Here is a 23,580-nt window from a genome sequence, read left to right as displayed (position 1 = left end):
GCGCTAGTTCAGCGGTCCCGGTGCGCGCAGCGCCTCGACTTCCGTCGCGTTCGGCAAGCGGATCGCGGGATTGAGGCGGGCGATGCTGCACAGCCCGGCGATCGTCGCGAGGCCCGCTGCAACCAAAGCCGGCGTGTGCCCGCCGCCGAGACCAACCGCGAGCAACGCCGCCACCATCGTCGCGCCGGTGGTCTGGCCGCACAGCCGTAACGTCGAGACCAGGCCACCCGCGGAGGCGGCGCGTTCGCGCGGGCTCGACCCGATGATCAGGCGGGCGTTTGGCGACATGAACATCCCGAAGCCCGCGCCGCACAGCGACATCCGCCAGGCGATGTCGAAATAGCTCGGGTGGGAAGGCAGCATCGCGAGCAGCACCAGCGCGGTCACCCCGATCGCCATGCCGATGCCGCCAAGGACTCCAGCTGGATATTTGTCCGACAGCGAGCCCGCGAGCGGCGCGACGAACAAGGTCGTCAGCGGCCACGGCGCGATCATCGCGCCGACCTGCTGGGGCGAGAAACCGAACTCGTGCTCGAGCCGGAAGGGCAGCGACACCAGCAGCATCATCGACGCCGTGAACACCAGGAAGCCACCGAGCGCCGACAGGGCAACGACCGGGCGGGCGAGCAGGTCGACGGGCAGGACCGGTCGCGCTTCCTGACGCTGGTTGCGCACGAGCACGAAAGCGAGCGCGATGCCGATCACGGTGATCGCCGCCGAGACCACCGGCGAGCCGCCGTGGACCGCGCTCTCGAGGCCACCGATGATGAGGCCGAAGGTCGCGGCGCACAGCAACGCGCCGGTGAAGTCGAAAGGCTCCGGGCGCGGCTCCGGGTTGGGCAGGAAGCGGCCGAGCGCGAGCGAGAACACCGCCAGCGGAGCGGCGGCGATGAACAGCCACGGCCAGCTCGCGAACGACAGGATCAGGCCGCCCGCGGTCGGAGCCAGCGCGGCGGACGCCGACACGACAATGCTGTTCAGGCCAAGCCCGCGACCCAAGTGCTGGGGCGCGTACAAGCGTCGCAGCATCGCCGAGGTGACACTGAGCGCCGCGCCGGCGCCGAGCGCCTGCAGCATCCGCACAACGAGCAGGAACGGCAGGCTGTGCGCGAAGAAGGCGAGCAGGCTCGCGACCGCGAACAGCAACTGGCCGCCCTGGTACAGCCGCCGCAAGCCGATCCGGTCGCCGACCGCCGATAGCGGCAGCAAGGTCATCACCAGCACGAGCTGGTAGACGGTCACCACCAGCACCGCCGCCGAGCTGTCGACCTTCAAGTCGCGGGCGATCGTCGGCAGCGCGACATTGGCGATGCCGCCGTCGAGGACGACCAGAGCCGTGCCGAACGACAGGCCCGCGATGCCGGCGAGGGTCTGGGCGCGGGTCGGGGGCGTGTCGGGCTTCATCGCTGCGTGACCCCTGTCGCTGTCCAAGGTTCCGCCGCGCGGATGATGGCGGCCGGTTTCCGATAGTCCACGGGCACTTGCGGTTTCACCATTATCGAGTATATAGCTGCTTAGGCAGTGACCGCCAAGGCAGCTATGACCGAACCATTTTACGCGCTGGATACGTTCGAGCCGCAGCGCTCGATCGGCTATCTGATAAAGCGGATCACCAAGACGTCGACCTCCGAGATCGACCGGCGATTTGTCGGGCGCGAGCTGAACATGACGCACTGGATCGCCCTTGCGATGCTTCGTCACAACCTCGTCGACAACTGTGCCGGTCTGGCGCGGCAGATCGGCCACAACAGCGGCGCTACGACGCGGCTCATCGATCAGCTCGAAGCGCGCGGCCTGGTCGAGCGTGAACGTGAGCACGAGGACCGCCGGATCGTCAGCCTGGCCGTCACGGAAGCCGGTCGCGAGCAGCTCGAGGCGATGACGCCGCTGGTGCTCGGGGTCTGGAACGACGCGCTCGACGGCTTTGAAAAGGCCGAGGTCGTGACGTTGATCAGCCTGTTGTCGCGGTTGGTCGTTGCACTCGAAGCCCGGGAAGCCGCGGCTGAGCGGGTGTCCGCATGATCTTCCGCATCGCCACCCTCGGCATCGCCGCAGCAGCACTTGCCAGTTGCGCGCCGAACTCGATCCGCCCCGAACTCACGCCACTGCCCGCAGCCGCCGTCGGGCTCGGCGATACCGCGGGCCCGGTCATCACCGACACCTGGTGGACCGCGCTCGGCGATCCGCAGCTCGATCGCATCATGGCCGATGCGCTCGCGGGCAGCCCGACGCTGTCGCAAGCGCTGGCGCGTGTCCGCCTCGCCGATGCGGCGGTCACTGGACGTCGCGCCGAGGGCCGGCCGCAGGTCAGCTTCGACGGCCAGGAGCAGCGCACGCGGCTCAGCGGCAAGTATATCATCCCGCCGCCTTACGGTGGCACCGATCGCTTCGTCGGCAGCACGCTCGGCCAGTTCAGCTGGAACCTCGACTTCTGGGGTCATCAGGCGGCCATCGTCGATCAGGCCCGGGGCAGCGCGCGGGCCGCGGCGATCGACGTCGCTGCGGCTCGTCTCGCGCTGACCGCCAATGTCGCCCAGGCCTATATCGAGCTGGTCCGCGCTGAGCGGCTGGCGAGGATCGCCGACGATTTCGTGACGTCGCGCCAGCGCAGCGTTTCTCTGGTCCAGTCGCGTATCCGCAACCAGCTCGCGAGTAACTTCGATATTCGTGCCGCCGAGACGCTGCTGACCGAGGCCGAGCAGGCGCGGCTGCGCGCCCAGGGGCAGCGTGAGGTCGTCGTCCATGCCCTCGCGGCGCTGGCGGGTCGCGGGGCCGACTATTACCCGACCATTCAGCCCGCGAACATCAACCTCGACGCGGCCCTGCCGTTGCCGACGACGTTGCCCGCCGACCTGCTCGGTCGGCGTCCCGACCTGATCGCCGGGCTGGCGCGGATCGACGCCGCGGTTGCGGGCCGCAAGGTCGCGCGCACGGCTTATTACCCGAACATCAACCTGCTCGGGAACGTCGGCTTCCAGTCGATCGGCCTTGGCTCGCTGCTTACCGGCGGGGCCTTCACCTGGGGCATCGGGCCGTCGCTGCACCTGCCGATCTTCGATGGCGGCAAGCTGCGGTCCGACTATCAGAGCGCCACTGCCGACCTCGATATCGCCACGGCCGACTACAACGAGACGGTGCTGCGCGCCGTCCGCGATGCCGCCGATGCGATCTCGCAGGTTCGGACGTCGAGCGCCGATGCCGCCGAGCAGGCCCGCCTCGTGGCGACACTGCAGAACGTCGTCCGCCTCGACGAGCGGCGGACGAGTTCGGGCCTCGGCTCGCAACTCGATATCCTGGCGTCGGGGACGAGGCTTCTCGATGCGCAGCAAGCGGCGATCAATATCGCCGCGGACGGCATCCTCCGCCGCGTCCAGCTGATCGTCGCGCTCGGCGGCGGCTTCCAACCCGACACCGTCGCCACCGCGACCGCGACGACACCATCCCCGATCGAGGCCAGACGCTAATGGACAACCAAGGACCCCGCCCGGTCGCCGACGACGTCGACGATCAGCCGGCCGCCGTTCCCGCGGCCCCGCAGGTCGTGCCGACGCCGCCTGCCGCCGCGCCTGCAACTGCGGCCCCGGTCGCCGCCGCGCCGCCCGCCAAGGACCCGGCCAAAGGCCGGCTGCGCCGCCGGCTGTTCGCTGTCCTCGGCATCGTCCTGCTGATCGCGGCCGTCGCCTACGGCGTCCACGCGCTGTTTTTCGCGCCCGCCGTGGAGGAGACCGACGACGCCTATGTCGCGGGCGACGTCGTTGCGATCACCAGCCGCGAGGGCGGCACCGTCGTCGCGCTCTACGCCGACAACACCGAGGCGGTGCGCCAGGGCCAACCGCTGATCGACCTTGATCCCGCCACCTCCGACATCAACCTGTCGTCCGCCGCCGCCGAGCTGGCGCGCGCGGTTCGCTCGACCCGTGCCAATGTCTCGCAGGTCGACGAGGCGCAAGCGGGCGTCGCGCAGGCGCAGGCTGAGCTTTCGCGCGCGCAGAACGACCTGACCCGCCGCAAGGGTGCCGCCGCCGACGGCGCGGTCTCGGGCGAGGAAGTCTCCCACGCCGCCGACGCGGTGACCACCGCGCGCGCCTCGCTGCGGCTGGCGCTGAGCCGCGTCGCCCAGGCGCGCAGCACCGTGCAGGGCGTCACCGTCGCCAACAATCCGGCGGTGCTGGCGGCTATCGCGCGCTACCGGAACGCCGCCATCGCCCGAGGCCACATGCACATCACGGCGCCGGTCGACGGCGTCGTCGCCCAGCGCACCGTGCAGCTCGGCCAGCAGGTCGCGGCCGGGACGCCCCTGATGGCCGTCGTGCCCCTCCGCAAGGTCTGGGTCGACGCCAACTTCCGCGAGACCCAGCTCGGCGACATCCGCATCGGCCAGAAGGCGACGATCACCAGCGACATGTACGGCGGCAAGACCGTCTATCACGGCCATGTCATCGGGCTCGGCGCGGGTAGCGGCAACGCGTTCGCGCTGCTGCCGCCGCAGAACGCCTCCGGTAACTGGATCAAGATCGTGCAGCGCCTGCCGGTCCGCGTCGCCCTCGACCCGCGCGAGCTCGACCGCAAGCCGCTGCGCATCGGGCTTTCGGTCGACGTCACGGTCGACACCGCGGACGTCTCGGGCAATCTGCTCGCGCGCCCCGCCGTCGGCAAGTTCCAGAGCCAGGAGAGCCAGGGCACCAGCCCCGCTGTCGAGGCTGAAATCCGGCGCATCGTCGCGGCGAACTCAGCGCGGCACAGCGGATGAGCGGGCGGCGGCTCGGACATAGCGCATGAGCAGTCGTGCACCGATGCCGCCGCTGACCGGCGCGGCTCTCGGGCTGACCGCGTTCGCGCTGGCGCTCGGCACCTTCATGCAGGTGCTCGACACGACCATCGCCAACGTCTCGCTACCGACCATCGCCGGCAACCTCGGCGTCAGCTCGGATAGCAGCACCTGGGTGATCACCTCGTTCGCGGTCTCCAACGGCGTCGCGGTGCCGCTCACCGGCTGGTTGATGGGCCGCTACGGGGTCGTCCGCACGTTCACGGTGTCGGTGCTGCTGTTCACCGTCGCGTCGTTCCTGTGCGGCATCGCGTGGAGCCTCGGCTCGCTGGTCGCCTTCCGCATTCTACAGGGTGCGGTTTCGGGCCCGATGATTCCCGGCAGCCAGGCGTTGCTGATCTCGATCTTCCCCGCGGACAAGCGCTCCACCGCGCTCGGGGTGTGGTCGATCACGACCCTCGTCGGCCCGATCATGGGGCCGGTGCTCGGCGGCTATATTTCCGACAATTACCACTGGAGCTGGATCTTCCTGATCAACGTGCCCGTCGGGATCTTCGCGGCGTTCTTCAGCTGGCGCTCGCTCCGCACCCGTGAGACCCCGACCCGCCAGCTGCCGATCGACACCGTCGGCCTCGGGCTGCTCGTGGTCTGGGTCGGTGCGCTGCAAGTCATGCTCGACCTTGGCAAGAATCACGACTGGTTCAATTCGACGACGGTCACGATCAGCGCCATCACCGCGGTCGTCGCCTTCGTCGCATGGCTGATCTGGGAGCTTACCGAGGAGCATCCCGCGATCGACCTCAGCCTGTTCAAGTCGCGCAACTTCGCGCTCGGCACGATTGCGTTCAGCCTCGGCTACGCGATGTTCTTCGGCAACACGCTGCTGATGCCGCTGTGGCTGCAGACCCAGCTCAGCTACACCGCGACCTGGGCCGGGCTGGTCGCCGCCCCGAGCGGCATCGTCGCAGTGTTGCTGACGCCATTCGTGGCAAGGCTGAGCAGCAAGATCGACGCGCGCATCCTCGCCAGCGTCGCCTTCGGCGCGTTCGCGCTGTCCTATTACCTGCGCTCGGAGTTCACGACCTATGCCAGCTTCTGGACACTGGTCATCCCGTTGCTCGTGCAGGGCGTTGCGATGAGCACCTTCTTCCTGGCGATGCTCAACATCCAGCTCGACGGCATCCCGCCGGAGCGCCTGCCGTCGGCATCGGGCATCTCGAACTTCGCGCGCATCACCTCGGGCAGCTTCGCGGCGTCGCTGGTGACGACCGGCTGGGACCGCCGCGAGGCCCTCCACCAGAGCCGCCTGTCGGAGGGCATGACCGCTTATGCGCCCGGCTACAACAGCGTCCTCGAAGGCCTGTCCCACCTCGGCACGAGCGCGACCCAGGGCGCGGCGGCGGTGACCCGCCTGATGGTCAACCAGGCCTACCTGCTCGCGATGAACGACATCTCGCGGCTCAGCGCATGGGTGGCACTGGTGCTGGTCGGACTGGTCTGGCTCGTGCGCCGGCCACGGCCGCCGAGCGGGCCGGTGGCGGCGGACTGAGGGGTACTGCGCCTCTGAGAGCTCTGCACACTTGGGCGCCTACCTCTTCGAAAGCGGTCGATAGACTGCCGCCGTCACGCTGCTCGCGCCGCAGGAATAGGCGCAATCTCGAGCCTGCGGAGGGCGTCGCTGAGATTCTCGTGCAGAGCCCGCCGAGCCGCGTCACGGCGGGTCGACTGGGCCGCGCGCGCGGCCTCCGGGTCAGCCTGGATCGTGGCGATCCGCGCGAGGACAGCGTCCTCCCAGCCCGGGCTGCCAAGGCGGATCGGCAGGTCGCTGAAACCGGCCTCCTTGAAAAATCCGGTCAGCTTGAACGTTCCGAGTTCGAGGGGCACGACGACCGCGCCGGCCAGCATGGCCAGGACGCAGCTGTGCAGGCGGCTGCTGACGACAATTTCGAAACCCCCCAGCATCTCCATGTAGGCGCGGTAGTCCTTGTTCTGACCGACCGCGGTGATCTTCTGCCTGGCGAGCACAGGAGCCCACAGTGGCGCATCGGTGGACCACTCGTTACTGGTCAGCGTCGGTGTCACGCCGCGGTCGAGCAAGCGCTCCAGGAAGGCCTCCCACTCGGGCTCGAGCCTGGCATCGTGCAGCTGCATTCCATTGATCGCCAGCGCTACCGAGCCTTTGGTCGCGCGGAATCCGGGATTGGAAGGTGGCTTCGTCAACAAGGCGGCATCCGGCAGCACGACCGGCACGCCGCTGCCCCCGGCGGCGGCGTACTCATGCTGGCTTTCTTTGTCGCGCAGCTCGACGAGGTCGCAGTGATCGAAGACATGCGCCGAGAGGCGGCGCACCGTTGGATCCGTGACCTCGAAACTCAGGTTGACGACGGCGGTCGGTATGCCGAGCAACTGGGCGCAGCGGATGTCGAGCAGGTATCCGATCGGCGTGTCGGTCGCCTCGGCCATGAATTCGCCCGCCGGATTCACGACGACCAGCGCAGCACCCTGAAACAGTGCAAGTCGTTCCAGATAGGCCGTCTTGGCAAGCCCGAGGGTCGAGAGCCGGCTCCGCAACGCCAGCGCCTGCCGCAAGGCGCGGAAACGCACGGTCTGGCCCATGCGGGTGTCGTGGCGGATCGCCGGATCGATCGGCGGCCGTTCGCGAGCGCCGGCCGGGAGTTCGGCCACCAACCCGCGGGCGACCGCATCGAACGCCGCCACGGGGTCGGCGACAGAGGCGAATCTTCCGACCCGGAAGCGTTTCAAATAGGCAGGACTGCGCTCGATGGGCCGCACCGCGTGGGTCGGGAAGCAACTGCCAAGAAGGTCACGCCAGACGACGGACAGCGCCTGGTTGCCTTGATTCTTGGTATGCAGCCGCGTCACCAGCACGATCTCTTGATCGGCAGCGTTTGGAGCAGCGTGGTAGTCGGGCATAATCGCTCCTCGGGGTTCAGGCAGGGCTTGGCCGACTGGCATCACGGAATGCCAGCCGTCGGTTCTGTCGCGGCAGGTTTGAAGATCGGGGCCTGCTTAGCGCGCCAGCGAAGGCCGAACAGCGCCTGGCGCCGTTTGCAAAGCGCGTAGGGCAGCCAGTGTGCCGGCAGCGCGGCGGCGACCAGCAGGGCAAACAGCGCACCGGCAGGAAGCATTATGGCAAGTGCTGCCCAGCGGTTGCCGCCGGCGAGCGGGACCAGGACGAATTCGCCGAGGGCCAGCAGCGCGCCACCGGACGCGAGACCGGGGAGCATGGCGCCAAGCAGTGCCAGCCGGCCGCCGGTGAGAGCGCGCTCACTTTCGCGGGCGGGCAGGGTCAGCGCGAAATAGGCGGCTGCGCAAACGAGCAAGGCGACCGCGTTGATGCCGTAGGGTGCGGCGAAGAAGACGCCACCGCCGATTGCGATGCACAGCACACCGTGGCGCAGCAACATGTTCGGCATCGAACCGGCGACGGTGGCAAGCCCGTCGAAAAACATCAGCGCGACCCGGGCCGGTAGCCCGATGATCAGGATCCCGAGGACCGACGCCGACGCCCGCCATTGGCCGCCCAGAAGAATGAGCACGATCGGCTCGCGCAGCACCGCGCACAGAGCCGCGGTCCCGGCCGTGCCAAACGTGACCAGGCGCAGCATCAGGAGCGCTTGGGCGGCGACCTGCCCGTCGCGGTTGCGGACGGCGATCAGCGCCTGCCGGGTCGGCACATCGAGAGCGCTGAACGGTTCCTTGAGCTGGACACTGATATTATAGGCACGCGTATACAGGCCCGCCGCCCCCGGCCCGAGCATCCCGGCGACAGCAATCGTATCGATCGACGTCCACAGCCAAGCCAGAATCCGCGTCGCGACGCCGTAGGCACCGACCTGGCCGATGGCGGCCAGCGAGAAGCGGCCTGGCCAGCGCAGGCCAATCTCGGTTCGCCGCATCAGGAAGAAGGCTGCCGCCACCATCGAGATGTTCTGCGCGATTATGATGCTCCACAGGCCGTGGCCGAGCGCGGCCAGGACGACGGCGAGCGCCATGTAGATCGCTACCGACCCAACCGAGACCAAAGCGGCGGTCCTGAACTGGTGCTGGCGACGAAGCAGGGCGCTGCCGGTGACGAAGAAGACCTGCAGGAGGATGACCGGGATGACACCGCGCAGTGCACCGGCGAGCTGCGGAAAATGCAGGGTCGCCTCGATCACGGGGGCGAGGAAGTAAAGGAGTGCGGCGAATGGCACGATGATCGTCAGCGCGGCCCAGATCATGCTCTGAACGTCATCGCGTGTGAGGCCGTCGTGGCGCAGGGCAGGGTAGTCGATCGCGCCTTCGATGACGACGAGCGACAGGACCGTCACGGTCGACGTGATAGCGACAATTCCGAAATCCGCGGGTGTCAGAAGCCGTGCCAGGCCGATCATGCCCAGTATCGTGACAAGCGTTCTGATCAGGCGCGCGCCGATCATCCAACTACCGCCGCGAGCGACGATGCCCGCCACGCTATGCGACGCGCCGCGGGCGATCGTATTCTGGCCGCTCGTGTTAGCCGTCACGATTACTGACATTGTTTACAATGCGGCCGGAGTCCGAAGTTGATCGCAGTCGCCGCTGGTTGTTTGCATCGTTTGAGACTGCGATCAGATACGCCAGTATTAATTCACTTAGAGCAATCCGCGACGCATCTAAAGCAATACGCGGTGCGTGGCGAAGTGCGCCACGGCTGCGGATTAGCGTTGCATCAATAATCAATGCAGCCGCCATATCATTTCTGTCGTGACGCACGCTTCAACTTGATCGCGTACGTAGCTCTGGCCCGCCATGCCGACTCTTCCACTCTGTGCCCAGACTGGAAATAGCGCGGGTCGATTACCTATCTGTTAAGAGAGACGAGATGATCACCATCTGACGATAAATAAATACTAGTCCAGCAGCTTTTCAAATCGTTGCGTCATAGTACTAACAAAAAGTACCGATGTTAAGACTTTCGCCATATGGCCATTCTCGTATTGTGACGACTTTCAGACTCTGTGGCGGCCAGTCGGGAAACCGTCTTCTGGCCCGCCGTAAAGGTCGCCACGATGGCATGCCGTGGAGCGAAGCAGCCTCCGTCAGGCGGGGCGATGTCGATGCAGCAACGCGCACGTCACCGCCACCGGCCGGAGCATGTGCATGATGCGCGCTATGCACGCCCGTGCGATCTGCGGTCGCCACAGCCCGCTCCCGATCAGCCACGCCCACCGCACCGGCATCAAGGCCACGTGTGCAAGGCCGAGCGCTCGCTCGTCATCAAAGGGCGTACCATCGGTAAGGACTACCGTCTCGAGTGCGTCGCAGTGGCGATAAAGTGCAACGAGTTCGTCAGGCGTCGGACGGAACAGCGTATCGATCGGGTCGGGATGATAGGGGTACGCCCGCGGGACCGTCACCAGCAGATATCCCCCTGGCGCCACGATTTCCTCCGTCATGGCCGCGAGTGTCGCTGGGTCGGGGACATGTTCGAGCACGTTCGAAAAAATCGCCGAGCGGAATCCTCGGCTCTGGAGCATCGTCCTTACAGTCTCATCATAAAGATCGCCCGCCAGGTCGACGCCCTCGGCTTCCTTGAGATCGACATGAAGGATTTCGAAGCCGGCGTCCCGGAGCGGCTTCAGCAGACGCTGTTCGATATGCGGCTTTTTTACCGATCGGAACCACCCGGTCGAGGAACCGAGATTTGCCACCGGCGAGGCTTTTTCAGGCCCCAGCGCAAGCAAGGATTTGCAGATCCAGTCAGCTTCAATCGCCCGCACCAACGCCTCCGCTTGAAATCGAACACATCGCGAAACCCCATTCTCGCGCGATCAGGCACCGTTATCCGGATCGAGTCCGTTTCGGCGACGCTTAGCGCGACCCCCTTTCTCAAAGGGGCTCTCTCATTTAGAAGCCAGGATTTCGTGATCTTGTCGTATCTTAGCCGGAAACAACTTAACTCATCGTTGATGGTGTTTTGAGGTTTCGCGTTTTCTTGAAAACACATCGCTCTAGATCTGGTGATTTCTTCATCGATGCACCCGGCGGCGGCGCGGTCGTCACTTCGGCGTCCAGGCGTAGAGGGCGTGATGCGTCAGGATATACAGCGTGTCCCTGGCAGGGCCGCCAAACAGCAGCTGGAGCGGACGTTCCGGTACATCGATGCGTCCGACCTCCGCGCCGTCCTTGCCGTAGACGAAGACCTGACCGTTGGCGACGTAGACGCGGCCTTCGCCGTCCGTGGTGACGCTCTCCCCGCCGCGATCGGCGAAGGCGCGCAGCCCGGTGATGCCGCCGCCCGCGCCAACCTTGCCGCTGTAGGTCCGGTTCTCCGAGCCATTGGTCACGAACACGCGTTCGCCGGGCCGGGCGGTGATGAAGCCGTAGCTATCGAGCGTGTCGGAGAAACGCGCGCCCCGGAAGTCGGCTGGGCCTTGCTGGAAGACCCGGAAGGCTGGAAGCACGAGGCTACCGTCGGGGGACAGATATTCCTGAGGCTTCGGCACCGCGATGTAGTGCGCGAACATCTCGGCCAGCGTCGTGAACTGGTAGGTGTGCGGGTCGATCTGGTCCTGGAATTCTCCGTTGGTCCACCAGTTGACCGGTATGACGGTGGCAGCGGCGCCGTGGTCGGCGACGGGGGTAGGAAGGATGACACGGAGTTCGGCGTCGGGACTGCCGGGCTTGAAGCTGTAGACCGTGCCGTTGCGGCCGTCGGACGACAGCACGAGCAGATTGCCGCTCCGGTCGACCGCAAGGTTCACCGCGTCCAGCGCGGCGTCGCGGACGATCTCCAGCCGACGCTCTAACGACCAGCTGTAGATGCGCTGCTGGCGGCGATCGACGAAGTAGAGCACGCCCTGCGCGTCGACCACGCCACCGCCGATCGAGAAGAAACCGTCGGCGAGCTTTTCGACCCGGCCGCCAAACACCGCGGGAGACACGGGAGCGGGGTTGGCGGGGATATCCAGCACGGCGAACTCGCGCTCACGCACGTCGAGGCCGTGGGTGACGTCGCGGATCGCATTCTCGAAGGGGTATTTGCTGAGCCGCAGAAACGTAGCGCAGCCGTTTTCGTCGCAGGTGCCGAGGCCGCTCTCGGCATTCACGTGGAGGTTCCGGAAGCGAATGTCCTTGGAATTGTACAGCGTTACCGCCGCCGCTGCGGGCTTGCGCGAGCGGGTGACGCGGTAGGCGTGGAAGTTGGCGACCAGGATGTTGCGGGAGTCGCGGATCTCGAGCGCGACCGCGTCGCCGCTCTCGCCGGCTTCTTCCTCGGTCTGGGGGGCAATCAGCTCCCAGTTGGCGACGCGGTTGAGGGCGATCTCGGTGCGGCCGTGATGCTCGACCGAGGCCTGGATGATGCGGCCTGGAGTCTGCGTGTCCGAGACCAGGATACCGGGGTTGGCGAAACTGCTGGGGCTCCACAGGTTGACGAACGTGCCGCCCCCGCCGGCGGTGATCCACAGGCTGGCATATTGCGCGTCCCAGCGCTTGGCCGGGTCGGCGTCCCCGGTCCCATTGGCGTTGTAGGGTGTCTCGCGGGTGCCATCGAAGCGGTCGGTGCCGTGGCCACCCTGGAACTTGACATCGGTGACCTGCGATTGTGCGCCCGCGGTCCACAGCAAGGCGGTGGCGCGCGGGTTGATGCCGCCGGTGTCGAGGCCGATGCCCGTGACGACGGCATCGCCACCAGCGGCGGAGGCGACAAGTGCCTTGGGGGCTCCGACCCCCTGATAGCCGGGGGTGTTGTCGGGCAGTACGATCCGCGTCAGGCCCGGGTGAAGGCCGATCAGGACCGTGTCGGGCCGCAGCCGCAGCGTATCGCTGACCCGGTAGAAGCCCGCCGGCAGATAGACGACGCGGTGACCGTCGATCGCTTGCTGGAGGGCGGCGGTGTCGTCGGTGCGGTCGTCACCCTTGGCACCGAGGGTACGGACGTCGAACCAGTCGGCGACCGGTGGCAGCGGGCGGACGATGCGCGGGACGACGGGCACCGTGCCCGGAGCGGCATCGAAGCGCGTCGCGTAGCGGCCCATCTGGCCGACACTGGGCAGCGTCAGGCCGTAGTTGAAGGCGGCGACCGTGTAGCTCGATCCTATGCCGGGAACGGTGCGGCCAGTGTCGCGGAAGCGGGCAAACACTGGCGTGCCGGTCGCGGCGACGTTCTGGAATCCGACCTGGGTGTAGACGTTGCCCTCGTTCGAGATGACGACGCCGGCCTTGCGGACATTGTCGAAGCGAACGTCCTGGCCCCACAGCCAGTCGCCGTAGCCGCGGTCGATCTCGATGCCGACAGGAACGTCGCGGATGGCGACGTTGACGAGTGTCAGCCCGGCCTCGTGCTCGCGAATTGCGGCGTCGCGCTGTCCTTCGAAGGTCGAATCGATCAGCGAGAACGGCCAGGCGGGGGAGGTTTTCTCAGCCAGGATACCGTAGCAGCCGCCCTTGAAGTGCAGGTCTTCGCCGACGTTGGCGACCTGATAGAGACCGGCCAGCCCCGAGCCGATGTCGAAGTCGACGTGGCTGACGAAGGCGTGCTGGGCGGCGTGGAAGCGGATCGCGGTCGCTGCCGGGTTACCCGCGCCGATGCGGAAATCGATGTTGCTCAAGGCCGAGTAGAAGGTGCCCGGATTGGCGTCGGCGATGGTCTTGTCGAAGGGCATGCTGCCGGGCGGCGGAAATGGCACCGGCCGCGCCGGATCACGCCGGGCCCCGGCGAAGATCACCATGTTGGCGATGCCGCGCTGGAAGCCCGGGCTGTTAGCCTTCAAGCTGAGTACGGGACGCTTTGCACCAGCCCCGAACAGGCGCACGCCCGGCCACAGGAAGAGAGTTTGGCCGAGCCGGTAGTTGCCCGAGGGCAGGAACACGATGCCGCCGCCGCCACGATCGGCAGCGGCGTCGATCGCCCGCTGGATCGCCGGCGCATCGTCGGCGATGCCGTTGCCGACACCGCTGACGACGACCGCGCGTGCGTCGGCGGGGATCGCCGTCAGCGCCGACGGGCTCGCACCCGCTTGCGACGTGACGAGCAGTGCCGCCGACCAGCCCGCTAGCCACTGCTTCACGCCGACACTCCCCCGCCGGGCCGGGAGCCGGTCAGAACTTGAACCGGACGCCGGCACGGAACGTCCGGCCGAGGGTGTCGTACAGCGCCGGATTGACGTCGAGACCGGTGTTGGTTTGCGGCGCAGCTGCCGGGTCGTGGTCGAAGACGTTGTCGACCTTGAAATAGGCGGTGACCTGCGGGCGGATGTTGTAGGATCCGCCGACGTCGACGTAGAGCGCGCCCTTCATCTTGTTGTAGTCGACGGTCGGGTTATTGGCAGTCGATGCCGGGCAACCGGTCTGGCAGACGACATACTGGTTGCCGAAGGTTCCGCTGCTGAACCAGCGCTCCTGCAGCGTCAGGCTGAAATCGTCGTTGCTGTAGCTCTGGATGACCAGTCCTTTCCAGTCCGGCGTGTTGCCGTTGTTGGCGCCGGCCTGGTCGACCGTGGCCACGCCCTTGATCCCTGCATTGACCAGGAACTTGCTGACGTGCGTGGCAAGGGCGCGAACGCTGAAGCTGCCCGGCAGCCCTAACGGCTTGTCCCACTGGTAGCTTGCCTCGATGTCGAAGCCGCTGGTCTTCCAGGAGGCGAGGTTGAACGGCTGGACGTTGATGAAATTGCCACCCTGTTGCGGACTGTCGAGCACGAAGCCACCGCAAAATGCCTGGTTGCCCTCGAAGCAGAAGCGGACGATCTGGTCGGCCGACAACGTCGAGACCACGCCGCTCAGCTTGATGTTGTAATAGTCGAACGACAGGCTCAGGCCCGGCAGCCACGACGGACGTGACAGCACGATCCCGGCCTCGGTATTTCTGGCAATCTCCGGCTTCAAATTGGGATTGCCGACAGTGTTTTGAAACGCCTGCACCGCGACGTTCTGGAACGGGTTGCTGAAGTTCGGCAGCGTCGTCACGGTCGGCGCCGCGAACAGCTCCGACAGGTTCGGTGCGCGGACGTCGCGTGAGGTTACGGCCCGCAAACGGATGCCGTCGACCGGCGTGTCCCAAGTCCCGCCGATCTTCCACGCCCAGACGGTGCCCGAGGTGCTGTAGTGGGTGACGCGACCCGCACCATTCAGATTCGCGCGGCCCAGCGCTTCACTGTCGACCAGCGGCAGGTTAAGCTCCAGGAAGCCCTCGTACACGTCGTATTTGCCGTGGCCGTTCTTGTAGTTGCCGGCCGCCCAGTTGCTCCCCAACGTCGAGTTGAGCAGCGGGTCCGCCGGGTAGTCGGCGCTGTTCGGGCTGATATCCGATACACCCGCGCCGTACGGATCGCCGTTCACATGATAGGCTTCGCGGCGATACTCCCCGCCGAAGGCCACCGCGAGCGGGCCCGCCCACAGTTGCAGCGGCTCGCCCGAGATGTTGAGGCTGGCGACGTCCTGGGTCAGCTTGGTGTGCTGGAATGGTCCATTCGCGGGCGTCACGTAAGCCAACGCCGCCGACGACGGGGCCGCACCGCCGAAAATGTTGATCGGCTGGCAACCCGCGGCGCGTGCGCCCGCATCGGCGCAAACGATCGCACCGTTGAGGGTGATCGCGTTGGTCGCCGCCACATAACGGTTCTGCAGCACGATATCGTCGACGTTGATGTCCGACAGCGTGGTGCCATGCTCGTAGTAGGCGTCGTACCTCCAGTCGGAGCCGATCAGGTCGAACTCGCCCTTGAGGCCGCCGACGAAGCGGTACTGACGCCGGTCGGTCGAGACCTTCGGGTCCGGGAAATTGCCGTTGCTGGTCCCGAAGTTGAACGCGGTGATGCCGGCCGTGACGCAGCGGTCCCGGATCGACTGCGGCAAGAACGGATTGGCGCACTGAACGGTCAGGTTCGGCCGGTTGTAGCCCGGGCTCGGCTGGTTGGAGGTCTTCACCTGCGCGATGTTGACGGTCAGGTAGACCTCGTTCTTGTCGGCAAAATCATAGCCGATCCGGCCGAACCCGTCGATGCGCTCCAGCGCGGATTGGAGCGATGCCCCGGACCCGGGGGCTCCGGTCAGGTCGCCGCCGACGCAGAAGCTGTTGCCGGGATAGCAGCCACTGACCCGCCCATTGCCGAGCGGCTGCCCGCCCGATCCGTAGTTGAAGTTGTATGGCGTGCCGCTCTTGTCGAACGCGATGCCCTGCAGCGGGCCGTTGTTGATCAGGCCGTACCGGGCGTACTGATACGGCTGCGCATAGTCGCGGTAGTTGAATTGCGGCAACCCGTTGTTGGTCTGCCCGGTGTTGACCAGCGTCGTGGCACGGTACCAATCGCGGCCCTTTGCGAGGTCCGTGCCGAAATCACCCGCACCGACACCGTCTTCGTGGTCGTATTCGCCGCTGACGATCACGTGCAGCCGGTTGTCGAAAAACGCCTTGCCGTAGGCCGCCTGCACGAGGCCTTGGGCATTGTCGCCGTAGGTGGTGATGCCGCCCTGGATATTGCCCTTGAAGCCCTCGAAGCGGGTGTCGGTGATGAAGTTGACGACGCCGCCGACGGCATCAGAACCATAAGAGGCGGAGGCACCGCCGGTCACCACGTCGACGCGCTTGATCAGCAACTGCGGGAACATGCTGATGTCGGGCACGCCGGTCACGTTCGCACCGACGACGCGCTGGCCATCGAGCAGGGTGAGCGTGCGGATCGGGCCGAGACCGCGGAGCGAGAACGAGCTGAGGCCCTGCGTGCCGCTCGACGTGCTGAACGTGCCGGTCGCGGCGCCGGTCGAGCCCTGCAGGGACGGCAGCTGAGCGATGGTGTTGAAGATATTGGGTTGCGCGTTGGCGTTGATCTGCGCTTCGCCGATCACCGTGGTCGGGGTCGGCGCGGTGTAGCCGCTCGAGATGATGCGCGAGCCGGTGACGACGATGTCGCTTTCGGGGGCAGGAGTCTCGCGCGCCGTGCCGGTGGAGCCGGTGAGCGCCGGCGGGGCGGCGGGGTCGGCGCTCTGGGTCGAAGCCGGCACATCGCCTGCCGGCGAAGCGGGCGGGGACTGCGCGAAGGCCGGGCCGGCAAGCGCCGCTATTGCGATCGCGGCGAGGCTCGTGGTGCGGCGGATGTGGAGGCGCTGGTTCCGGTTGGTCGGTGTCGTCGTGCCCATGTCAATCTCCCCTGTCGTGCTTGTTAGAAGCGCTTGCCGATGTTCCGTCGGCGGCCGTCCCGTGTTCCCGGGATCGGCGTAGTGATGGGTCCGCTTTTCATGGCCGGACCGCGTAGAGTGCGTGGTGCGTCAGGATGAACAACGTGGCCTCGTCGGCACCACCAAAGATCAGCTGCAGGGGCCGCTCGGGTACGTCGATGCGGCCCGCTTCGCGACCGTCCGCGCCGTAGACGAAGACCTGCCCGTTGGCGACGAAGACGCGCCCGCTGGCATCGACCGCGACACTCTCGCCGCCGCGGTTGGCAAAGGGTTTCAAGGCGCGGAGCGCGCCGCCTTCACCGACCGTGCCGGTGTAAGTGACGTTCTCCGAGCCGTTGGTGACGAACACGCGCTGCCCGGGCTTGCCCCCGATCAGGCCGTAGGCGTCCAGCGAGTTCGACCAGCGCCAGCCGACATGATCGAGCGGTCCCTGCAGCCAAGTGCGGAATGCCGGCAAAGCAAGGCTGCCGTCGGGCGACACATACTCCTGCGCCTTGGCAGTGCCCGCCTCGCTGGCGAACATCTCGGCGAGCGTGGCGAACTGATAGGTGTCGTGGTTCAACTGGTCACGGAATTCGCCGTTGCTCCACCAGTTGACCGGGAGAAGTGTCTGCGCCTCCAGGTGCGCATGGACAGGGGTCGGCGGGATCAGCGTAAGCTGGTCCTTCGGCCCAGCCGGGTCGACCGAATAGACCGCACCCTCGCGCGCCAGCGACGACAGCACGAGCAATTTGCCCGAGCGGTCGATGGCAAGGTTGACCGGATCGAGCGAGAGGTCTCGGACGATCTCCAGCCCGCCCGCCTCAGTCCACTTCCAGATGCGCTGGAAACGGTGCTCGACGAAATAGAGTGTCCCGTCCGGGCCGACCGTGGCGCCCGAGATCGAGAAGAAACCGTCCTCCAGCTTGCGGACCTTGCCGCCGCCGGGGAGCCAGGCGGGCTCGACTGCGGCAGGCTTGCCGAGGATGTCGAGCCTGGCGAACTCGCGCTCGCGGACTTCCAGCTTGCTGGTGACGTCGGTGATGCTGTTCTCGAACGGGAACTTGCCGGCCCGCAGGAAGGTGCCGCAGCCCTGGTCCTCGCAGGTCGCGAAGCCGCTCTCGCCGTTGACGTGGAGGTTGCGGAAATGGAGGTCGGTCGAGTTGAACAGCTTCACCGTGTCGCGTGCCGGGTGATAGCTCCGGGTGACGCGGTAGGCGTGGTAATTGGCGAACAGGAGGTTGCTCGAATTGCGGATTTCGAGCGCGATCGTATCAGGCCCGTCGGCGACTTCCTGCTCGGTCTGGGGCGCGAGGAATTCCCAGTTGTGGACGTTCTCGAGGACGATCTCGTTGCGGACATGATGCTCGACCGACATCTCGTAGATGTGCGCGGGCGTGCTGGTGTCCGAGGCGTAGAAGCCCGCCGAGGCGAAGCTGTTCGGGCTCCACACGTCGGTGAAAGTGCCGCCGCCGCCGTCGGTCACCCAGATGCTCGGGTACTGGCCGTCGAGGCGGTTTTCAGCGACCGGATCGCCGCCGCGGCTGGAGAGCGAGCCGAGCGGCTTGCCGTCAGCAGTCGGCGTGCCGCCGCCGCCCATGATCTTGACGTCCTCGACGAGGCTGTTGGCGCCCGATCGCCACAGCAGCGCCGAGGCGCGCGGGTTGACCCGCCCGGTGAACAGCCCGAGGCCGGAGACGATGTTGTCGCCGCCGCGCGGGGTCTGGAGTATCGGGATTATCGGGCCAACGCCGGCATGGCGGGGATCGTTGTCGGGAACGACGAGCTGCGCCATTGCCGGATGAAGGCCCATCAGCACGGTGTCGGGCCGCAACGTCAGCGAACCCGTCACGACGTAGAATCCGGCCGGGAAATACAGCACGCGATGTGCGTCGATCGCGCCCTGGATCACCGCGGTGTCGTCGGCCTTGCCGTCGCCCTTCGCGCCGAGCGTGCGGACGTTGGTCCATTCGCCCATCGGCGGGGTCGAGCGGACCGCAGCCTGCAGCGGCGCGGGGAGGGCGGGCAGTGCGACGATCTGCGCGTCGGTCTGGTAGGTGCCGACCTGTCCGAGCGCCGGCACGGTCAGCCCGTAGCTGAACGCCGCGACGCGGTAGGTGCGCCCCTTACCCGGGACCGTCTTGCCGCTGTCCCGGAAGCGCGCGAACACCGGAGTATTCGACGCCAGCGCGTTGTCGAAGCCGATTTGGGTGAAGACGCGGTTCTCGTTCGAGATGACGACGGCGGCGCGCGAGACGTTCTCGAAGCGGATGTTCTTGCCCCACAGCGAGTCGCTGTAGCCCCGGTCGATGTCGATCCCGACCGGGGTATCGCGGATCGAAACGTTGACCAATGTCAGGTCGACTTCGTGCTCGCGGATGGCGGCGTCGCGCTGCCCATCGAAGGTCGCGTCGATCAGCGTGAACTGCCACGCGGGCGAGGTCTTTTCAGACACGATGCCGTAGCGGCCACCATGGAAATGCACGTCCTTCATGACGTTGCCGGCCTGGTAGACACCGGCGAAGCCGGACCCTAGCCGGAAGTCCATATGGCTGAGGAAAGCGTGCTGCGCCATGCGGAAGCGGACCGCGGCGGCGGCCGGATTGCGGGCGCCGATCTCGACATCGATGTTGCTCATCGAGGAATAGAAAGTGCCGGAGTTGGCGTCGCGGACGATCTTGTCGCGTGGCACGATCGTTGGCACCGGCACGATGCCCGACAGCTCGACACCAGCGTTCATCGAAGCGTCGGCAGCGGCGCAGACAGTGTTCCGAACCCGGTCCGGCGGCGCCACGCCCGATGTCGACGCCGCCCGCGAAACCTTGCGCGATGCCTTGCGCAAGCATGAGACCGACACGCCGCAGGTCTATGCCGCGCTCGATAGCGTCTCGTCCGACATCGTCGCCGAACTGAAGAATTATGGCTCGATCAAGCACGTCCCGGCGGCAGCGACCAAGAACCTGCGCAACGAGATGTACGTCGTCTACGATACGCTGCGGCTGCTGACCAAGGACGAGGACAAGGCGAAAAGCGCCTATCCCGGCGGCGGCGACAAGAAGCTCAAGAGCTATGGCAAGCTGCTCGAGGACGGCACTCGCTACATCCCGATCTGGGTGAAGGTATCAGTGGCGCTGGCGCTCGGGCTCGGTACGATGATCGGCTGGAAACGCATCGTCGTTACCGTCGGCGAGAAGATCGGCAAGACCCACCTGACCTACGGCATGGGCGCCGCCGCCGAACTGATTGCCGCGAGCACGATTCTGCTGGCGCAGGTCAAGGGCATGCCGGTGTCGACGACGCACATCCTGTCGAGCGGTGTCGCCGGCACGATGGTCGCCGATGGTGCCGGGCTGCAGAAGAGCACCGTACGCAACATCGCCATGGCATGGGTGACGACGCTGCCGGCAGCGATGGTGCTTGCCGGATTGCTCTACGCGCTATTCCTGTCGGCGGTCCGTGGGCTGGGCCTCGGCTGACGGGCTCGACAGTCACTCACCTGATGCGCGCCAGATCCGTCCTGCACTGACCGGCCAGTGATTGCGCGCAATCTATGGTGGCCGTTGCCGCCGATTAGTCGGTACCGACCATATGACTTCCAGATCGATCGCGCTCGCGCCGATCAATCGAGATCAACTGAGAAGACCCGGCGCTGAACGGTGGGTCGTGCCTGCCCGCTTCCCGGGAGCGCAGCAGCTTAATTCGATCAAGTCGGAACGAGCCACGCCAAGGCTGTGTTTAGCTCGACAATCAGCACCTCGGCGGCAGATCAGGCTCGCCGGATAGCGAGAGTATGGCGGCGTGGACGAACGCGAAGACTGGCGTCTGACGGAAATCATTCGGCACGAACCCGGACGCGGCGATCCATTCGCCGCAGCGATCCGCGGCACCCGCATGCCGATGGTGATTACCGATCCGCGGAAGCCGGATCATCCAATTGTATTCGCCAACGAAGCGTTCCAGACCCTGACCGGTTACGACCGGTCCGAGATTATCGGACGCAACTGCCGCTTTCTGCAGGGCGAGAACACCGACCCTGCCGGCGTCGCCAAAGTCCGGGCTGCGATCCAGGCCGAGGAGTCGATCAACGTCGATCTGCTCAACTATCGCAAGGATGGTTCGACGTTCTGGAATGCGCTCTACGTCAGTCCGGTGCGCGGTGACGACGGCGCGGTTCAGTATTTTTTCGCCTCGCAGCTTGATGTCAGCGAACGGGTCGATGCCCAGCACAAGATGGTCGAACAGAAAGTCCGGGTAGAGGCTATCGTCCATGCCCGGACCGCTGACCTCGAAGCGGCGCTCGAGGCCAAGACGACTTTGCTCCATGAGGTGGATCACAGGGTCAAGAACAACCTCAACATGATCGGGTCGCTGCTCAGGCTGCAATCGCGCTCGTTGCCGGACCCCAAGCTACAGCAAACGCTCGAGAATATGCTCGAGCGGGTCGACGCGCTGTCGACGGTGCACCGGCGGCTGTATCAGTCCGAAGATATCACCCGGTTCGACGTCGGAGCCTTCGCCAGCAACCTTGCCAATGATGTTATCGGTGCCAGTGGTCGATCGAACATCAAGCTGAAGACGACGGTCGACAAGGTCGAGATCGGCGCCGGCAAGGCGGCGGCAGTCGGGCTGGTGCTGAACGAGCTGATCACCAATGCTGTCAAGCATGGCTATGCCGACGGTCGCGCCGGCGAGCTCAGCCTGACGGTCCGCGCCGTCGATGGCCATGCGCTGATCGATCTGCACGACGACGGTCCGGGGTTCGATGTCGATGCGCCGCGCCCGGACTCGATCGGCCGTTCGCTGGTCGATCGCCTGTCGCGGCAGATAAAGGCGACGACGGTCTGGCACCCGGCACCGACCGGCACCCGGGTTTCGGTCCGCTTCCCCTTGGCAGCATAGGGATGACCTCGCACATGCCCCTGAATGTTCTGATCGTCGAGGATGAGGCGCTGCTGGCGATGGATCTCGAATCCATCGTCGAGGATGTCGGCCACCGGGTCGTCGCATCGGCGGTTTGCCTGCGTGAGGTGCAGGACCTTCCGGACTCGATCGAGCCGAGCCTCGCCTTCGTCGACATGCATCTTGCCGAAGGATCGACGGGCCTCGAGGTCTCGGCGCATATCAAGGCACACTGGCCCGATGCGATCATCGTGTTCGTCACCGCCAATGTCAGGAAGATACCCGAGGGTTTCGCCGGCGCGCACGGTGTCGTCGCCAAGCCGTTCAGCCGCGCGGGGATGATCACCGCGATGCGCTACCTCGAAGAAGGCATCCTCGATCCGCCGCCGGTCTCACCGGAGCCGTCCAGCTTCCACGCCTCGCCGGCTTTTGCTGCGACGTGGGCAGAGCACTAGACGGGATCCGCCTCAGGCTATGCCCGAGCTCGAAGCCATCGCGCAGGGCATGGTCAGGCTGAAGGTCGTCTTAGCATCGGTCGACTGGACGTTCATGAAGCCGCCATGCGCCTTGGCGATCTCAGCGACGATGTAGAGACCCAGGCCGAGGCCCATTTGCGGCGACCCGTCACCGCCGCGGCTGAACGGCTTGAACAGCATCGGCACGATTCCGGGCGGGATCGGCGGGCCGCTGTTGGTGACGCTCAGCGTGAAGACGCCGTCGGACGTGTGAGCGCGCGCGACGATCGGGCCCTCGCTGTCGCCGTGCGCAATGGCATTCGCCAGCAGGTTCGAGAGCAATTGTCCGATCCTTGCCGTGTCGCACGCGACGGGTTCACCAAGCGAGATGTCGGATATGATCGACCTTGTCGGCGACACGATGCGAATTTCGGCGATAACGTGATCCAGCAACGGCCCAAGCGCCGGCTCGCTCGCACGATTGAGCGTCAGCCCCCCGCCGAGCTGGCCGCGGGCGAGATCGAGAACGTCATTGATCAGATGCGACATGCGGCGGGCGCTGTCCCGCATCAAGCCGACGATGCGCAGTGCCTGGACATCGAGCGGCTTCTTTTCCAGCAATCGGGTACCGCTCTCGATGGCGGCGACCGGGTTGCGCAAGTCGTGTCCGAGTACCGCGATAAACTGGTCACGCAGCCGGGAGGTCTCGTTCGCATCGAGCAGGGCGGCTTCGCTGACATCCAGGCGCCGACTGCTTTCGAGATGGAACGCGATCAACTCGGCGAACAGGCGAAACGTGTCGAGAACGGTCGGGTCGCACGAGCCCATCGGCCGGTCATCGAACGCGCACAATGTCCCGAAGACTTCGCCGTCGCCAAGGATGATCGGCATCGCGATGTAGCTCTGGTAGCGACGAAACGCGGGGGACAATTGATCGCGGATCGGCGCATCCGGGGCCAGATGCTTGATAACGACCGGGGCGCGATCCGATCCGACCCGGCCGCAGAGCGTCGTCATGACATCGAGTTCGTCTCCGGGCTTCACATCTGCATCGAGGCAGTCATGCACGGCACAAGCGGTCCAGCTCTCGTCGGTCACCCGCGCAATGATCGACAACCCCATGCCGGTCGTGCGGCAGGCAATGCCAAGGATCGTCGGTACGGCCGCGATTTGCTGGACCGCGGTCACGTCGCTGTACAATCTACTCACGGTCTCGTCCCAATGGGGCTGGGGTGGCGGATTGTATAGCAAATCTCGGCGGTTCGAGTAGCCCCGCCGAATGACTGTTCGGATCATCCTGTGACCCACTCCGGCCTG

At 66.1% G+C, this 23,580-nt stretch carries 16 protein-coding genes; 7 read left to right on the top strand and 9 right to left on the bottom strand.

The window, feature by feature from the left end:
• Positions 1–3: 3 nt before the first annotated feature.
• The gene (locus KX816_14295) at positions 4–1,404 is read right to left on the bottom strand and encodes an MFS transporter (GenBank protein QXQ05407.1); all 1,401 of its coding nucleotides are present in this window, start codon (positions 1,402–1,404) and stop codon (positions 4–6) included.
• Between the two features lie 117 nt (positions 1,405–1,521).
• On the opposite strand from KX816_14295, the gene KX816_14290 reads away from it, so the two are divergent.
• The 4 genes from KX816_14290 to KX816_14275 are packed head-to-tail and all read left to right on the top strand — an operon-like array spanning position 1,522 to position 6,317.
• Positions 1,522–2,022 carry a MarR family winged helix-turn-helix transcriptional regulator gene (locus KX816_14290; GenBank protein QXQ05406.1) on the top strand — a complete coding sequence of 167 codons (501 nt, stop codon included), beginning with the start codon at positions 1,522–1,524 and terminating at the stop codon, positions 2,020–2,022.
• Entirely contained in the window at positions 2,019–3,464 is a 1,446-nt protein-coding gene (locus KX816_14285) for an efflux transporter outer membrane subunit (GenBank protein ID QXQ05405.1), read from the top strand. The genes KX816_14290 and KX816_14285 overlap by 4 nt, the downstream gene beginning before the upstream one ends.
• Positions 3,464–4,750: an efflux RND transporter periplasmic adaptor subunit gene (locus tag KX816_14280; GenBank protein ID QXQ05404.1), complete on the top strand. Its 1,287-nt coding sequence runs from the start codon at positions 3,464–3,466 to the stop codon at positions 4,748–4,750. The genes KX816_14285 and KX816_14280 overlap by 1 nt, the downstream gene beginning before the upstream one ends.
• 25 nt (positions 4,751–4,775) lie before the next feature.
• Positions 4,776–6,317, top strand: a complete 1,542-nt coding sequence (locus KX816_14275; protein QXQ05403.1) for a DHA2 family efflux MFS transporter permease subunit — start codon at positions 4,776–4,778, stop codon at positions 6,315–6,317.
• Between the two features lie 74 nt (positions 6,318–6,391).
• Here KX816_14275 and KX816_14270 read toward each other — a convergent pair whose 3' ends face one another.
• From KX816_14270 to KX816_14240, 7 genes are all read right to left on the bottom strand, one after another.
• The gene (locus KX816_14270; protein ID QXQ05402.1) at positions 6,392–7,702 is read right to left on the bottom strand and encodes a polysaccharide pyruvyl transferase family protein; all 1,311 of its coding nucleotides are present in this window, start codon (positions 7,700–7,702) and stop codon (positions 6,392–6,394) included.
• 41 nt (positions 7,703–7,743) lie between these two features.
• Positions 7,744–9,297: an oligosaccharide flippase family protein gene (locus KX816_14265; GenBank protein QXQ05401.1), complete on the bottom strand. Its 1,554-nt coding sequence runs from the start codon at positions 9,295–9,297 to the stop codon at positions 7,744–7,746.
• On the bottom strand, positions 9,287–9,505 hold the full coding sequence (locus tag KX816_14260; protein QXQ05400.1) for a hypothetical protein: 219 nt from the start codon (positions 9,503–9,505) through the stop codon (positions 9,287–9,289). Before KX816_14260 ends, KX816_14265 begins: the two co-directional genes overlap by 11 nt.
• Before the next feature lie 347 nt (positions 9,506–9,852).
• Positions 9,853–10,533, bottom strand: coding sequence for a class I SAM-dependent methyltransferase (locus KX816_14255; protein ID QXQ05399.1), 681 nt, complete (start codon positions 10,531–10,533; stop codon positions 9,853–9,855).
• A gap of 279 nt (positions 10,534–10,812) precedes the next feature.
• A complete protein-coding gene (locus KX816_14250) occupies positions 10,813–13,824 on the bottom strand; it encodes an SMP-30/gluconolactonase/LRE family protein (GenBank protein QXQ05398.1) in 3,012 nt (1,003 codons plus the stop codon).
• A gap of 31 nt (positions 13,825–13,855) precedes the next feature.
• Positions 13,856–16,891: a TonB-dependent receptor gene (locus KX816_14245; GenBank protein QXQ05397.1), complete on the bottom strand. Its 3,036-nt coding sequence runs from the start codon at positions 16,889–16,891 to the stop codon at positions 13,856–13,858.
• A gap of 97 nt (positions 16,892–16,988) precedes the next feature.
• Positions 16,989–19,649 (bottom strand): SMP-30/gluconolactonase/LRE family protein, encoded by a 2,661-nt coding sequence (locus KX816_14240; protein QXQ05396.1) that lies wholly within the window; start codon positions 19,647–19,649, stop codon positions 16,989–16,991.
• On the opposite strand from KX816_14240, the gene KX816_14235 reads away from it, so the two are divergent.
• The 3 genes from KX816_14235 (at position 19,621) to KX816_14225 (ending at position 22,263) form a co-directional block, all read left to right on the top strand.
• Positions 19,621–20,385 carry an inorganic phosphate transporter gene (locus KX816_14235; protein QXQ05395.1) on the top strand — a complete coding sequence of 255 codons (765 nt, stop codon included), beginning with the start codon at positions 19,621–19,623 and terminating at the stop codon, positions 20,383–20,385. The two genes, KX816_14240 and KX816_14235, sit on opposite strands and share 29 nt — an antisense overlap.
• A 322-nt stretch (positions 20,386–20,707) precedes the next feature.
• The gene (locus KX816_14230) at positions 20,708–21,808 is read left to right on the top strand and encodes a PAS domain-containing protein (GenBank protein QXQ05394.1); all 1,101 of its coding nucleotides are present in this window, start codon (positions 20,708–20,710) and stop codon (positions 21,806–21,808) included.
• A 2-nt stretch (positions 21,809–21,810) separates the two neighbouring features.
• A complete protein-coding gene (locus tag KX816_14225) occupies positions 21,811–22,263 on the top strand; it encodes a response regulator (protein ID QXQ05393.1) in 453 nt (150 codons plus the stop codon).
• Between the two features lie 12 nt (positions 22,264–22,275).
• On the opposite strand, the gene KX816_14220 is transcribed toward KX816_14225, so the two are convergent.
• Entirely contained in the window at positions 22,276–23,472 is a 1,197-nt protein-coding gene (locus KX816_14220; GenBank protein ID QXQ05392.1) for a HAMP domain-containing histidine kinase, read from the bottom strand.
• Between the last annotated feature and the right edge of the window lie 108 nt (positions 23,473–23,580).

The organism is Sphingosinicellaceae bacterium (assembly GCA_019285715.1).
Taxonomy (GTDB): domain Bacteria; phylum Pseudomonadota; class Alphaproteobacteria; order Sphingomonadales; family Sphingomonadaceae; genus Glacieibacterium.
The sequence above is the reverse complement of the archived record's forward strand: the minus strand, read 5'-3'. Positions and strand labels throughout refer to the sequence as shown.

Bases quoted from the DNA above. Each gene is read 5' to 3' on its own strand.
- KX816_14260 (QXQ05400.1), bottom strand. From the start codon at position 9,505: ATGGCGGCTGCATTGATTATTGATGCAACGCTAATCCGCAGCCGTGGC.
- KX816_14280 (QXQ05404.1), top strand. From the start codon at position 3,464: ATGGACAACCAAGGACCCCGCCCGGTCGCCGACGACGTCGACGATCAG.
- KX816_14245 (QXQ05397.1), bottom strand. From the start codon at position 16,891: ATGGGCACGACGACACCGACCAACCGGAACCAGCGCCTCCACATCCGC.
- KX816_14235 (QXQ05395.1), top strand. From the start codon at position 19,621: ATGCCCGACAGCTCGACACCAGCGTTCATCGAAGCGTCGGCAGCGGCG.
- KX816_14275 (QXQ05403.1), top strand. From the start codon at position 4,776: ATGAGCAGTCGTGCACCGATGCCGCCGCTGACCGGCGCGGCTCTCGGG.
- KX816_14285 (QXQ05405.1), top strand. From the start codon at position 2,019: ATGATCTTCCGCATCGCCACCCTCGGCATCGCCGCAGCAGCACTTGCC.
- KX816_14295 (QXQ05407.1), bottom strand. From the start codon at position 1,404: ATGAAGCCCGACACGCCCCCGACCCGCGCCCAGACCCTCGCCGGCATC.
- KX816_14240 (QXQ05396.1), bottom strand. From the start codon at position 19,649: ATGAACGCTGGTGTCGAGCTGTCGGGCATCGTGCCGGTGCCAACGATC.
- KX816_14225 (QXQ05393.1), top strand. From the start codon at position 21,811: ATGACCTCGCACATGCCCCTGAATGTTCTGATCGTCGAGGATGAGGCG.
- KX816_14270 (QXQ05402.1), bottom strand. From the start codon at position 7,702: ATGCCCGACTACCACGCTGCTCCAAACGCTGCCGATCAAGAGATCGTG.